Here is a 14,834-nt window from a genome sequence, read left to right on the forward strand (position 1 = left end):
TTGGTTTAAACTGACGCCATACTCTCTCATTTAATTCAAGACTATACTGATGAATCTAGCGCATGATGGTCGTATGAGCAATATATCATCCAAATAAAAGGAATCAAAAATACTACCACATTTAATATTATCCCGATCTTTGCTCCAGTATTTTTATCTACTATATGAGACAAAATGGCTAAGAGAAATCCAATTGGACAAAGAAATATAGGTAAAAAAATAGAGAGTCCTGGAAGTACAGTTAGAGTAAGTTTGTATATAAAGTTAACATTGAATACAATCAATAAAACCGGTATTAAAATCGATATAAATGTACCTATCCTATTTTTCCCCACCATAATACCCTCTTTTTTAATTAAAATCATATATATTTATGGTTCTGGCCCAAATATATGAAGAAGAACACGGATACTAGTAGATTCCTAGCGGAATCGTATTTTATACTATAAGGCCAAACACTTTAACCGGTTCCCTGTACGTTATGTTAATCCAATAAAAAGATAAATGGCAGTTCCCCAGATAAATAGGGCGGAGCATTTGTTGAATATGTTCATTAAACCTCCTGTACCATCTAGTTTCTTCATGACTGTACCTGCGAGCGTTAATCCAAAGAACCAAATCCAAGATACTGTAATACATGTGATTGTAAAAATAACTTGTTCCGTTCCGACATATTTTAATGCACTTGTCCCAATAACACCAACTATATCTAAGAGGGCATGTGGGTTTAATAAAGAAACCGATAAAGCAAAGATGATTTGTTGACGGATTGGTAATGCTTTATTCGTTTTATTTGTAGTTGACTCAGACCTCCAAATAACGTATCCCATGTAAAGTAAAAACAAAATTCCAGCAATCATTAGGCTAAGTCGTAGCCATTCAAATTGTAAAACGATAGTAGATAATAGACTCAATAAAAATGTGGCACAGTATTTTTATTTAATTCAAACTCTTCTTCATGCATTACTATACTTGTAATTCTCACTTTTTTTAAAGTATGTAACTTAATTTAAGAATTCAAATTATAAATAAAGTTTACAGCGCGAAAAATCCACCCCTGAAAAAACGTTTATTTTCTTGTTTACAAACAAGAGGGCATAGGAGTAATATATTGTACATAAATTCATATCACTATTCGCTGAATCCATATGGAGCGGGGGAACCAAATTTTGTGCGATTGCACTTGGGGTGAATCCTTCTTAAATGAAGGTAGGGCTACTCTCAAGGTCCGAATCCGACAGCTAACCTCGTAAGCGTTTCGAGAGGGGATACTATGGTGACTTTTAAAAACACTGGGTGAACTTTGGTGTCTTTTTTTATACTCTTTTTCTGGAAAATAATTCAAAAAAGGATGAGGCACTTGAAAGAGACACCCATAAAAACGAAAAATCCACTTTTTTCTTTCCCTTCTAATTCCCATCCTTCTGAATTAAGAAGAGAATTAGGGATGAGACATTTAACAATGATTTCTATAGGTGGAAGCATTGGGACTGGGTTATTTATAGCAAGCGGAAATACGATTCATACAGCAGGACCTGGTGGAGCAATTATAGCTTATTTGTTGATGGGGTGTATTGTTTACCTGTTGATGACCAGCTTGGGAGAGATGGCAGCGTATATGCCTACATCTGGTTCTTTTAGTACGTATGCTTCTAAATTTGTAGATCCTGCATTTGGTTTTGCGATTGGTTGGAATTACTGGTTTAGCTGGACTATTACTCTTGCAGTTGAAATTTCATCAGGAGCTATTCTTATGAAATATTGGTTTCCATACAGTCCATCTATTCTTTGGAGTGCGTTATTCATCCTGTTTATGTTTGGAATTAATATTCTTTCAGTGAAACATTATGGAGAAATGGAGTTTTGGCTTTCACTTGTAAAAGTTATTACTATAGTCGTGTTTATTATGTTAGGAATAGCCACTATATTTGGAATTTTCAAAGGAAATCCCATTGGATTTCACAATCTAACAATTGGAGATGCACCCTTTCATGGAGGTTTTCTTTCTATTTTTAGTGTGTTTATGATTGCGGGGTTTTCCTTTCAAGGTACAGAAATGGTCGGAATTGTAGCTGGAGAAAGTAAAGCTCCTGAAAAGCATATTCCAAAAGCTGTGCGGCAAATCTTTTGGAGAATTCTCTTATTTTACATACTTACCATTTGCGTAATTGGAGTCATAGTTCCCTACACAGATCCGAATCTAGTTAACAATGATATTAGTAATATTACAATGAGTCCCTTCACACTAGTATTTGAGAAAATTGGATTCGCATTTGCAGCTTCTATTATGAATGCAGTTATCTTGGTATCAGTTCTATCAGCTGGTAATTCTGGAATGTATGTTGCAACCCGAATGTTATGGGTAATGGCAAGAGAAGGGAAAGCTCCAAAGTGTTTAAAAAAAGTAAATAAACAAGGTATTCCTATTAATGCATTACTTATGACAACGGCTGTGGCAATCGTAGCGTTTGCAGCTTCTTTATTTGGAGAAGGGCAAGCGTTTATATGGCTTTTGAATGCTTCGGGACTTTGTGGATTTATTGCATGGTTAGGGATTGCTATAAGCCATTATCGTTTTCGACAGGCCTTTTTACATCAAGGAAAGAATTTAAATAAGCTCCCGTATCAAGCAAAGTGGTATCCTATCGGTCCTATTTTAGCTTTTGTAATATGTACTATTATTATTTTAGGACAGAATTATTCAGTCATTATAGGGTCACATGTCGATTGGTATGAAGTACTTGCTACTTATATTGGTTTACTGCTGTTTCTTGTATTTTGGTTCGGCTATAAAATTATAAAAAAAACAAAGGTGATTCCATTACAACAAGTCAATTTAGAGCATGATGATCATTAAGGATGGAAATTAAGGAGACAGAAATATGGAACTAGACATTCTACTCAGGTTACTTGTAGCAATACTTGTTGGAGCAATAATTGGTTTAGAACGTCAATGGCACAATTGCATTGCTGGATTACGTACAAATGTACTTGTTTCCGTTGGTGCTGCACTTTTTGTACTATTAAGTGTACTCACTCCAACTGATAATACACCTACAAGAATAGCTTCTCAAATTGTAAGCGGGATTGGTTTTTTAGGTGCTGGAGTTATTATGAAAGATGGATTGACAGTTCGAGGACTGGATACCGCAGCAACCTTATGGTGTTCTGCGGCTGTAGGAACATTAGCAGGTAGCGGCTATTTACTTATAGCTATAACAGGAACCACTCTTATTGTCAGCATAAATAGTTTACTAAGACCTGTTTCAAAATGGGTTTCCGAAAAATCTGAAAAAGGTTTTAAATATTCCCAACAAGTTACCGCTCTCTCTTATAGAGTAAAACATAAATCATCAGAGAAAAAAGATTGTTAAAGAGAAGCTAATTTTAAGAACGTTATCAATAATAATAAAAGAGACCTATTCCAGATGGGCAAATAGAGAAATAATTAGTGGGCAATTTATTCAATATTTGAACTGATGAAAAATACTTTCTACAAAGTAATCAAAGAACAATTACAGTCATCAAGCCAATTTCAAGATCTAATTTCAATTTTCAAAGACGTTGAAAAATATTTTTTAAGAAAATGAGTTATTTCATAAAAAATTATGCAAAACAAAAAGGAACCATAGCCGGTTCCTTTTTGTTTTATTCCTTTCAAAAGGTAAACCTTTTCGAACACACGTTTAGTTCAATAAAGCCCGTCCCGTTTCGATTCCCTGGCCTATAACTTGAATTGGTACTCATTTATGTTAACCAAAATGAATATCTATTGTTGTAACTATATTAACTAGGGAGGAATCTTCATGGGATACTTTGTTACCGTAGAGTCAGGTGTGAATTTATATGTAGAAGATATTAACCCTGGGGGAAATAAGACCCTCGTATTTTTACATGGCTGGCCGTTAAGCCATAAACAGTTTGAATATCAGTTTAATATTCTTCCTACTATGGGCTATCGCTGTATTGGTATAGACTGGAGGGGATTTGGCAATTCGGATAAACCAATGAACGGCTATACTTTTAACAGACTTGCAGATGATATCCGCACAGTAGTTGGTACACTTCAAATAAACAATTTTACTCTTGTTGGTCACTCTACCGGTGGGTCTATCGCAATTCGATATATGTCTCGTCACAATGGTTTTAGGGTATCAAAGCTTGTTCTTATTGATGCGGCCGCTCCAACTGGATTTACCGCAGAAACTGCTAATAACTATCTTAAAGAAACCTTAAATGATCGACCTAAAATGATGCAGGACGTAACAGATGGCTTTTTCTTTCAGTATATAACTAAACCATTTTCGGACTGGTTTTTGCAAATGGGACTACAAGCAGCAAGTTGGTCGACAGCTGCTATTATAACTACATTAAGAGATGAGAAGCTACATGCGGATCTTCCGAAAATTAATGTTCCTACTTTAATCGTTCATGGCATTCATGACAAAGTTATTCCCTTTGCACAAGCTCAAGAACTAAATGAAAAAATAAGAAATTCACAGCTTGTTCCGTTTCAATATAGTGGTCATGGCCTTTTCTGGGAAGAACGCGAGAAATTTAACCAACTATTGGCACAATTTATTTAGTTAAAACTTTGACCTAAATTCAAAAAAACGGAGGGACGATAGCGTAATAATCGAGTACGCTTTACGGACAGTAAAATATTTGCTGTAATTGGGGTACGGAAACGATTTAGGGAATGAGGTGCCACTCTGGGACTTACTTACAGACTGATTTGAGGAATGCTCTGACATATCTAAATCTTACCCATTTAAATTTATAAAAGAAGAGTCCATTTTGCAGTGACCCCTGTCAAGTAGACAGTATTAAAAAAGCGCAACTAAGCAACCTGAGTTCTATATTTATATGGACTCAGGTTATTTAATTTCTTTTGAAATCTTTGATGATTATAAAAGTACATATATTTACGCACGGCAAGTTTGACCTCATTCGCTTTACGGAAGGAGTGTAAATGAAAACACTCTGCCTTAAAGTGACTGAAGAAGTTTTCCATACAAGCATTATCCCAACAGTTGCCTCTTCGAGACATACTTGCCTTCATCTGATATTTTTTAAGTAATTGATTATATTGACGAGATGTATACTGGGACCCTTGATCACTATGTAAGAGGATTCCCTTCACATTTCGTTTTTTCTTTGCCTTTTTAAGTGTATCTAACACAAGTTTTAAGTCGTTTCTACGACTGGTTTCATAGGCAACAATTTCATTATTGTATAAATCCTTAATAGCGGATAAGTACAAGCGCTGTCCATTGAAAATCAAATAGGTGATATCGGTTACCCATTTCTCATTCGGTTTTGAAGCTTGAAACTGCCTATTGAGATGGTTTTCTGAAAGCACATAAGCCTCTTTTTTTCCGTAATAAGGTCGTTTTTTTCTAATTACGGCTTTGATACCTAGTTCACTCATCAATCTTTGGATGCGCTTATGATTCAAATGAAGGTTATATGTGGCTTTCAGCCACACTTGTATTCTTCTATATCCATAAATTCCTCTTAATTTTTTATGACACTCCAATATCTTTTTCTTAATTTCGATATCCTCTGATTGTTTTTTTGAAGGCGTCGTATGCCGTTTTATCCATTTGTAGTACCCACTTCTGGTTACACCAGCAATATCGCATAGAATGGTCACTGTATAACCTGTTTTTGTCATTTCATGGATGACTTCGAATTTTTTCGTTTTGGATACGACTTTCATTCCTCCTTTTACATCCCTAAGAGCTTTTTTAACATTTCATTTTCCGCTTCTAATCGTCGGATCTTAGCTTCAGGATCTTCGGGTCTAACCCTTGGTCTACCTAAACCTGGTCCTTTCGCTTTACCGCGTTTTTCTTCTAGTCCTTTGATTCCTTCAGCTTCAAAGTATTTCACCCAACGACTTACAACCGAGTGATGAATACCTAATTCTTTCGCAATGGTTTTATAGCTCATGCCTTCTTTTAAGTATAAATCTATAGCTTTTTTCTTAAATTCTACATCGTAAGTGACTCTAATTTTTCCCATAAAAAAAATCCCCTCCATAGTAAACAGGTTAATGTTCTTTCTTTTTCCTGTCTACTATAAGGGGATCATATCATTTTGGATTCTTCTTTTTATATGCTACAATACGCCTTTTGAAGTAGGTATATTTCTATAAAAATCAATGTGTCGAAATGATCAAGATAACATTTTGAAGGACTTCAAAAATACATAGACCTTTTGAATCATATATGAATTGTTGGGGGGGAAAAGTTTTCCTTCAAGATAATGCAATTCCCATAATCCATTTGAATCATTACATTTATATGAATGAATTAACAAGAATGATGGTATAAGTCATTAGGTAAGAATGGGAGCATCTTAAACAAGATTAAATGGGGTTAGTTCTGTAAATCTATAAAATTTAGTTTTAGAGTTTCTTGTCCCAACCAATATCTAAAAGCGAAAGTTTAGACTTTCTTGTCTAAATAGTTTGGAGTTTCATGTCCTTTTACATTTACATCTGAGATAGAAAGGGGGATTAACTCATATCACCCAAGTGTTCGTTAAATTCTCATTTAGCGAACACAATAATTATAAGAATCTATAGTCGATTGTCTGCTGACGATCGACTATAGATTTAATCAGCACGAAGCACATGCAATAAATAATTCTGTTTTAGATAACATCCATCTAATCAAAAAATCGAGTTATAAAAAGAGGGGGAAGGCATTTTTTATTGAAGTTTGTTTATAATAGTTTTTTAATTTGTTAGGGGGAATCGTAAAGTAGATTATTAATCTCTTTGATAATTTTTATTTCCCTTATAGTATTTGGCATACTGTATTAAAAATTTTAAATTTTGAAGGGAGAATCAATAAATATGGGCAAGAAAAAAAGAATAGGTAATAAGTTATTACTTGTCAGTGCAATTTGTACAATAACGATTCCTTCAGTTTCATATGCGGAGGAAGTAACTTTACCTAAAAATTTCGCGATTGCTTCAAGTCTGTATGAGGAACGGAATATGGATGTATTGAAAACAAGTGTATATCCCAATACATATAATAATCCGTTTAACCATCAATTTATTCCGACATTAAAGGAAACAAACACACTATAAAAAAAGTAGACAATATTGATGATGAAAATCCTATTATATCTACTACTCTTTCATTTATTCGCCATATGAATAGTGAAGATTATAAATCTGCATTTGATTTAACCTCAAGGTCATTACAGAAAATAATATCCGAAGAATGGCTGAAGAGCTATTGGGAGGGACTCCCATTGCAATTACAAGCAGGTTCTTTTCTAGGAATTGGAGAGGTAATACAAAAAGAGACAAATTCCGTGCATGCGAATGTAGAAGTTAAATTAGTTTTTGAACAATTTACTGTACCTTTACTAATTAAACTAGATCCATCTGGAAAAATAGACGATTTTCAACTCAGCATGTCGTTTAGTCCTGTTGCAGAGCGTCCATCATATAGTAAGCCTGAATCATTTGTTGATAAAGAAGTAGTAGTTGGAAGTGGTGCATTTCCATTACCAGGAACATTGTCTGTTCCAAAAGGTAAGGGTCCTTTCCCAGCGGTTATTCTTGTGCAAGGATCTGGAGCAACCGATCAGGATGAAACAGCGTTTGCTTTAAAACCATTTCGCGATTTAGCTGAAGGTCTTGCCTCGAAAGGAATTGCTGTCCTTCGCTATAATAAACGAACTTATGAACATGGATTGAAAACACAATACAGTCCTTTTTATACAGTTGATAAAGAGACAACAGATGATGCTCTTCTTGTGACTCATTTTCTTCAAAATGAACCTATGATAGATAAGAATCAAATTTATATTCTTGGTCATATTCAAGGTGGAATGATGCTTCCGAAAATGATTGGAAAAGACCAAAATCAAAATATTGCTGGGGCAATCGTGATGGGCGGACCAGCCCGTACGATCCAAGATGTTGTTTTAGATCAATTTGAGTATCTTTTTTCCATTGGAGCAATGAAACCCGATGAATATAAATTTTACAAATCGCAATTTGAATTATTAAATGATCCCAATTTCTCTAGTCAGAATCCTCCAAAAGATTTTTATTTAGGATCAGCAGTATTTTGGGATTCTATTCGTAAAATTAAAGCAGCAGAAATGTCAAAAGAACAAAAGACACCGCTTCTTATTATTCAAGGAGAAAGAGACTATCAAGTTCAATCAAAAATCGAAATTCCTCTTTGGAAAGAACAATTAAAAGAGCGAGATAACGTTGATTATCGACTATATCCAAAGTTAAATCACTTCTTTACAGAAGGAGATGGGGAGTTAAGTAAACCGGATGAATATTATAGTCCTGCTAATATCCCTGAGTATGTTATAAATGATATTGCTGCTTGGGTGCAAGGAAGATCGAAATAAAATTAGCAACCATATTTTTTAATAGAGGTCACGATACATGCCTATTAACTTAAGGATAGAAATTAAATGGTTTTTGTTCAAATAAACTAAATAAAGGGGTGTTCTTTATGTGTACCAGTTTGACATTACAGACAAAAAGCGGTCAGCATCTTTTTGCAAGAACGATGGATTTCACATTAGATTTCAATCAAGAAGTAATAATAGTTCCTCGAAGTTATCAATGGAACAATATAACTGGTGAAACCATCGAGGCGAAACAAGCTGTTGTCGGGATGGGGATTAACCATCAAGGAAGGATTATTCTGGCGGACGGAGTAAATGAATCAGGTATGACATGTGCAACACTCTATTTTCCAGGATTCGCTACTTATAGTAACAGTATAGACGACAATAAAATGAATCTGGCTCCATTTGATTTTGTGGCATGGAGTCTCACACAATTCAATTCTGTCGAAGAGTTAAAGAAATCTGTAGATAGTATTTCCTTTTTGGATGTACCATTACCTGTTTTAGGAGTTACTCCACCGCTACATTGGATTTTAGCGGATAAAAGGGGAGAATGTATTGTATTAGAGCCGACAACTGAAGGACTAAAAATATATGATAATCCTCTTGGGGTAATGACCAATAGTCCTGAGTTTAACTGGCATTTACAAAATTCAAGACAATATATAGGTCTTAAATCGCAGCCATATGCGCCAACCCAATGGGGGGATGTACCATTAAGTGTTTTTGGACAAGGTTCAGGTTCGATGGGACTCCCTGGGGATTTCACCCCACCATCAAGGTTTGTTCGGGCAGCATATGGCAAACAAAATATTCAAGGTATAGATAACGAAGAAGAGGGTATATCGGCCATTTTTCATATCTTATCAAATTGTGAGGTTCCAAAAGGTGGAGTAATAACGGAAGAAGGTACATTAGATAATACCATTTATACAAGCGCAATGTGTATGGAGTCTGGTACATATTATTACCATACCTATGATTGTAGACAAATTATAGCCATACATCTATTTCATGAAAATTTAGATACAGATGAAATTAAAACATATCCATTTCAGCGTAAACAAAAGATATTTTATCAAAACTAATTAGATTTGGAATAACATTAAAAAAGCAAACTTAATTAAGTTTGCTTTTTATAATAGACGATACGACTCATGCTATCACTTTTAAACACTTACATTCACGCTGATATTTTTTTATATATAGTATTTTTTATTATATTTCTAATCATTTTAAGCGAAGGGTACGTGATTGAGATGAATAATACATATAATGAAAAGACACATATATCCATTAAACAATTATTTAACAAATTTTCATCAAAAGCCCCTGGCTTTGCATATATCGCTAGTTTCGATAGCGGAGTAACTTATAAAGGTGCAGTTGGCATAGCTTCTATAGAGGAAAATATAACCATAACCACTAAAAATGTTTTTAATATTGCCTCGGTTTCTAAACAATTTACAGCGTTTTCTATATTACTCTTAGAACAAGAGGAGAAATTGAGTTTAGATGATTCAATTGTAAAGTTTGTCCCTTCTATAGGAGCATATGCTGAACCTGTAACATTGAGACACCTAATTCACCACACTGGTGGACTAGTTGATTATATAGAATTGGCTGAAGCAGCAAATATTAAATTTACTGATACATTAACTGTGGAAGAATCGCTAGAACACCTTAGTGGTCATCAAATTGCAAGGTTCCCAGTTGGAACAAAATTTGAGTATAGCAATACAGGGTATTTTTTATTATCACAAGTGGTAGAGAAGGTAAGTGGCAAGTCTCTACGTCAGTTTACAAAGGAGCTCATTTTTGACCCTTTAAATATGAGGGACACAACAATTGTAGATTACTACCCAACTACTATACCAATTACTAGTGGATATTCGAAGAATGAGCAAGGAACATTTAAAATCTATGAAAGCCCTTGGGAACATACAGGGGATGGGGCAGTGCATTCAACAGTTGAAGACCTGGTAAAGTGGGGAGAGAATTTAACTACAGGTACCGTTGGTGGAAAAGAACTTGTTACAAGAATGAACGAAATAGGTCCGAAAATTTCTCCAACTGGGGAAACGATTATTCACAATGAAGATTATGCTTTTGGGCTAAGGCTTGCAGAAGACTTTAACTATCGATACTTGGAACATTCAGGAAGCTGGGCAGGTTATCGTTCACACTTCATGCGGTTTCCAAAAGAATATTTTTCTGTTGTGGTACTAAGTAATTATGATGCATTTGACTCTAAAAAATATGCTAATGAAATAGCAGAAATTGTTTTAGAAAAGTAAAAAATAGAGCGTAGAAGTCAGTATTTGGATTTGGTTTACCCCACGTTGTTGTAGGTGTAATTGATTTTGAGAACAGAAGGCAAGCACATATTAATGCCTACCTTTTTTTATATTAAAATGAATATGAATATTCATACAGTTAAAAACTTAATTAGAAATTCTTTGAATATAGATTGCTCAATGAGGTTGAATTTTATAATTTTAAAAAAATAATTATAAAAAATAGAATTACATATGAAAAATTATATATTATAATTAATAAACTTGATTTTATTGAAAATTGAAATATTAAGTAATATTCCTATTGCTATTAAGTTAACCATTAAAGAACTTCCTCCAAAACTCACAAATGGAAATGGTGTACCTGTAAGAGGAAATAGTCCTGTAATACCCCCTAAATTAACAACAGATTGCATACCAATCATACAACCTATACCAATTGCTATAAAACTGCCGAATGGATCTTCACATAATTGTGCAATTTTTAAGGAGCGAAGTACTATAGTCGCAACTCCAGCCAGTATTATAAATACACCAAAAAATCCTAGTTCTTCAGAAACAATTGCCATTATAAAATCAGTATGTGGTTCTGGAAGATAACCGGTTTTTTGAATACTATTTCCGAATCCACGACCAGTAATTCCTCCAGAGCCAATGGCAATAAAAGAATTTACAAGCTGGTATCCATTTCCTTGCGCATCAACAAAGGGATTGAAAATCGTAGTAATACGTGTCTTTTGAACTTCTGACAAACTATATTGAATCAAAAGATATAAAATAGGTAACCACAAAATAGAACCGATTATAGTTCTTTTGATTAATAGATTTATATTTATTCCTGAGCAAAGAAATATGCTAAAACCTATACCTAATATTAAAAGTGCAGATCCTAAGTTTGGCTGTTTATAGATTAGGAAAAAAATTGCAGCTAAAAAAAATAAAAGTTTTCCGCTACCACTCCAAATATTTTTAGCTTGTTCTTGTCGTAATGCAAAAAAACGGGCTGTTACAAGTATTGTTCCTAATTTAAGAAATTCAGCTGGCTGTATTCCAAAGATCCATGATTGAGCATTATTTACCACTTTTCCTTTCCACAAAACCATAATTAATAAAAAAATTCCCCCAACCATAATACAGATAGAGACTATTCGTTTTTTCCATATTTCATATGGGAGAATAGCGCAAACTATTAACCCTATTGTTCCTAAAAATAGCTTTGTTAATTGAGAATCAACAAAATGCCTACTGTTATAACCGTAATGTTGAACAGCAACAATGGAGCTCGCGCTATACATCATGATAATACCTAAAGTACATGTTATGAATAGAGGGAGGAGCAATAGATAATCGAGTTTTAATATTTTTTTCATTTTAATATCCTCCTGATTTACATTAACACTTAATATTACATTTGCTAATGAGTAGAATCTTGTTCTCATCAACTACTAAATAGTATTTTTGTTTTGAAAGATTCTATAGCTTACACCCTGTTTTCTTACGCAAAAATCCCCCCTAGTTACATACTAGGGGGGATTTAAATTGGCATGACTAAATAAAGCTTTCCTCCCCCTAGTAGAGCTTTGGCACTATACAACGTAAAGTAATGGAAATTGATTACTTAGCTATCTTAAGAAGAGCCTTAATCCGACAATTCCTGTTCTACCCATTGGCGTCTTTCGACATTTTTGGGCAATAGCCTGTGTTTGTATAGGAGCCTCACCTAACAGGTTTAGCAATATAAATTTTATGTATTTGTTTCGTGTAGCCAGCATAAATACTTTTCTTTTGCTTGTCAAGTAAGCATATTGCTAATTTTATATTCTTTATTGTTTTATGAATTTTGAGAAATAATGCAAGAAAATGTATTTAATCATCTCGTATAGATACTTATTTTCGGCCTGTAGTGTATAATTTGATTAAGTAGTTTAACCATATAAATTTGATAAACAGTAAAGAAGATTTTAATCATAAAATAAGATTTTTGAAGAATGTTCTTTTGAAGTACGGTATGACTAATAATTCAACTCCTGCTATAAAGTTACAAATTAATCATAAACAATAAGTTTCCTATACGAAATTTCATATATTTTATAACGTTTCTTCGAACTAATTGTATATCTTTTAAGTTGAATTTCAAATTTACAATAGAATCGAATTACATTTCTCTAAAAAAGAATTTATTATGAATCGAAAGTTAGTTGACAAATATTAAATTCTGGTTTAAATTTTGAAGTAATTCAATAATCTTTGTTAGGTGAGGCTCCTGTATAGAGAAACGCTGCTGCCCAAAAATGTCGAGAGACGCCAATGGGTCAACAGGAACGGTCGGATTAAGGCCCTTTTTAATGTAGCTGGTTATAAAAACCTATGCTATACAGTGCTAAAACTCAACGAGGGAGTGGTATACGATTTGATAGAAAGGCATCTCTGGGATTTTTGCAGAGCTGTCTTAATAATCATTTATTTGTATTGTAAAAAACCTTTACTCCTTTTTGAGTAAAGGTTTTTTTGTTTAATGTTATTTATTTTTATCTTGTCTATATTCAAAAAGGAGGTAGTTCTAAATAATAAATTGATTGCAATGTAACTATTAATGCTCTAATAAAAATTTTAGACAGATAAAATAACACAAAGCCACTCATGAAACTCTAGAGTCTCCCTTAGCAATATAAGGAGGAGTTAACATGAAGAAATTATTAAATGAATTACTTGTAACCCAAAATAATTTGGATGCAGAGAAAGTTTTACGTCATCCGTCGTATGATGTTGCGCAAGAAGTAAAACGGTTTTCAATTGAAGATCAAGTCATATTACTAGATAAGATTCCTGTATTAAAAAGCTCAAAAATTCTTCAACATTTGAGTACAGAAGAAAAATATAATATCTTAATTCACTTATCTGAAAACAAAGCTAAAAAGTTACTAGATTTACAACCGATTGATGAAACAGTAGATCTACTTTTAGAGGTTCATCCGGAAAAACAAGCTAAATTAATGGCGTATTTAAATAAAATTACAAAACATAATGTAAAAAAATTAATGGCTTTCAAACCTGAAACGGCAGGAAGTCTTGTCACAAGTGATTTTGTTGCAGTTAGAGGGAATTGGTCAGTAAAAATGACATTGAAGTACATTAGGGAACATTCTGAAAATGTAGAATCAATATCTTATATCTATGTTCTTGATAGTCATGGTTATCTTAAGGGAATCGTTTCCATACATGAGTTATTACTAGCAGCAGATGAAGAGATATTATCTACTATCATGATTCAAGAGGTAATTTCAGTACACGCTGAAGTTGATCAGCAAGAAGTTGTAAAAAAGCTACTGAATTATAATTTAGCAGCATTACCCGTAACAACAGCAAATAATGAAATGATTGGTATTATAACATTTGATGACGTAATGAATGTTATGGAAGCAGAAGCTACAGAAGATATCCAAAAGTTAGGCGGAAGTGAACCGTTAAATCAATCTTACTTTGAATCTAGTATTTGGAGCATTTTCTTCAAACGTCTACCATGGTTATTGCTTCTTTTTGTTGCTGAAGCATATACAGGTACAGTACTAAAGTATTTTGAAGACGAAATTGAAACAGTAGTTGCCTTAGCTTTCTTTGTACCGTTATTAGTAGGTACTGGAGGAAATACAGGAACACAGGTTGTAGCAACAATTACTCGTGCAATCGGTATTGGAGAGGTGAAATTTAAAGACATTTTCCGTGTAATGAAAAAGGAATTTGCAATTGGCATGCTTCTTGGACTTGCACTTGGGGTAGCTGGGCTCACTCGTGCTTATATGCTAGGAGTTGGAACAGAAGTTGCACAAGTTGTAGCAATCACTTTATTATTTATTGTTATTTGGGCCTCTCTTGTTGCAGCTGTTTTACCTTTGATTCTGAGAAAATTAAAATTAGATCCTGCAGTCGTTTCTGGTCCATTTATTACAACATTTGTTGACGGAACAGGATTAGTAATTTATTTCATGGTTGCAAAAACGTTATTAAATTTGTAAATATACACTGAAATAAATACGAAATGTAGAATAAGTATTTTGCTTTGCTTGCCAAGACACAGTGGGGAACTCGGGAATGAGGGAAACAAACACTTTTGTCTTTAGGCAAATAATATCTTAA

10 protein-coding genes, 2 pseudogenes and 3 riboswitches are annotated in these 14,834 nt (G+C 33.7%); of the genes and pseudogenes, 7 read left to right on the forward strand and 5 right to left on the reverse strand.

Annotation, left to right across the window (positions count from 1 at the left end):
* Positions 1–41: 41 nt before the first annotated feature.
* On the reverse strand, positions 42–338 hold the full coding sequence (locus NSQ08_RS27395; RefSeq protein ID WP_061675669.1) for a hypothetical protein: 297 nt from the start codon (positions 336–338) through the stop codon (positions 42–44).
* Between the two features lie 141 nt (positions 339–479).
* A pseudogene (locus tag NSQ08_RS27400) lies at positions 480–929 on the reverse strand (LysE/ArgO family amino acid transporter); the annotation flags it as partial.
* A gap of 197 nt (positions 930–1,126) precedes the next feature.
* Positions 1,127–1,272, forward strand: a riboswitch (cyclic di-AMP (ydaO/yuaA leader).
* An 88-nt stretch (positions 1,273–1,360) separates the two neighbouring features.
* On the opposite strand from NSQ08_RS27400, the gene NSQ08_RS27405 reads away from it, so the two are divergent.
* The 3 genes from NSQ08_RS27405 (at position 1,361) to NSQ08_RS27415 (ending at position 4,586) form a co-directional block, all read left to right on the forward strand.
* The gene (locus tag NSQ08_RS27405; protein ID WP_340780378.1) at positions 1,361–2,857 is read left to right on the forward strand and encodes an amino acid permease; all 1,497 of its coding nucleotides are present in this window, start codon (positions 1,361–1,363) and stop codon (positions 2,855–2,857) included.
* A 25-nt stretch (positions 2,858–2,882) separates the two neighbouring features.
* Complete coding sequence (locus NSQ08_RS27410) at positions 2,883–3,374, forward strand: MgtC/SapB family protein (protein WP_340780381.1); 492 nt, start codon at positions 2,883–2,885, stop codon at positions 3,372–3,374.
* A 432-nt stretch (positions 3,375–3,806) separates the two neighbouring features.
* Positions 3,807–4,586 (forward strand): alpha/beta fold hydrolase, encoded by a 780-nt coding sequence (locus NSQ08_RS27415; RefSeq protein WP_078204006.1) that lies wholly within the window; start codon positions 3,807–3,809, stop codon positions 4,584–4,586.
* A gap of 254 nt (positions 4,587–4,840) precedes the next feature.
* On the opposite strand, the gene NSQ08_RS27420 is transcribed toward NSQ08_RS27415, so the two are convergent.
* On the reverse strand, positions 4,841–5,722 hold the full coding sequence (locus NSQ08_RS27420; RefSeq protein WP_215589307.1) for an IS3 family transposase: 882 nt from the start codon (positions 5,720–5,722) through the stop codon (positions 4,841–4,843).
* Between the two features lie 8 nt (positions 5,723–5,730).
* A complete protein-coding gene (locus NSQ08_RS27425; RefSeq protein WP_002170592.1) occupies positions 5,731–6,027 on the reverse strand; it encodes a transposase in 297 nt (98 codons plus the stop codon).
* Positions 6,028–6,865: 838 nt separating this feature from the next.
* On the opposite strand from NSQ08_RS27425, the pseudogene NSQ08_RS27430 reads away from it, so the two are divergent.
* The 3 genes and pseudogenes from NSQ08_RS27430 to NSQ08_RS27440 all read left to right on the forward strand — a co-directional run bounded on the left by NSQ08_RS27430 (position 6,866) and on the right by NSQ08_RS27440 (position 10,700).
* Positions 6,866–8,397 (forward strand): annotated as a pseudogene (locus tag NSQ08_RS27430) (DUF3887 domain-containing protein).
* A gap of 107 nt (positions 8,398–8,504) precedes the next feature.
* On the forward strand, positions 8,505–9,491 hold the full coding sequence (locus NSQ08_RS27435) for a choloylglycine hydrolase family protein (protein ID WP_340780384.1): 987 nt from the start codon (positions 8,505–8,507) through the stop codon (positions 9,489–9,491).
* Positions 9,492–9,662: 171 nt separating this feature from the next.
* On the forward strand, positions 9,663–10,700 hold the full coding sequence (locus NSQ08_RS27440) for a serine hydrolase domain-containing protein (RefSeq protein ID WP_340780386.1): 1,038 nt from the start codon (positions 9,663–9,665) through the stop codon (positions 10,698–10,700).
* A gap of 242 nt (positions 10,701–10,942) precedes the next feature.
* Here the strand turns inward: NSQ08_RS27440 and NSQ08_RS27445 are convergent, their stop codons facing one another.
* Complete coding sequence (locus NSQ08_RS27445; protein ID WP_078204003.1) at positions 10,943–12,070, reverse strand: FtsW/RodA/SpoVE family cell cycle protein; 1,128 nt, start codon at positions 12,068–12,070, stop codon at positions 10,943–10,945.
* 188 nt (positions 12,071–12,258) lie between these two features.
* Positions 12,259–12,435, reverse strand: a riboswitch (M-box (ykoK) riboswitch).
* Positions 12,436–12,939: 504 nt separating this feature from the next.
* A riboswitch (M-box (ykoK) riboswitch) is annotated at positions 12,940–13,107 on the forward strand.
* A 277-nt stretch (positions 13,108–13,384) separates the two neighbouring features.
* On the opposite strand from NSQ08_RS27445, the gene mgtE reads away from it, so the two are divergent.
* Positions 13,385–14,713, forward strand: coding sequence for a magnesium transporter (gene mgtE, locus NSQ08_RS27450; RefSeq protein ID WP_002204015.1), 1,329 nt, complete (start codon positions 13,385–13,387; stop codon positions 14,711–14,713).
* Positions 14,714–14,834 lie beyond the last annotated feature (121 nt).

The organism is Bacillus sp. FSL E2-8887 (genome assembly GCF_038007205.1).
GTDB classification, from domain to species: domain Bacteria; phylum Bacillota; class Bacilli; order Bacillales; family Bacillaceae_G; genus Bacillus_A; species Bacillus_A mycoides.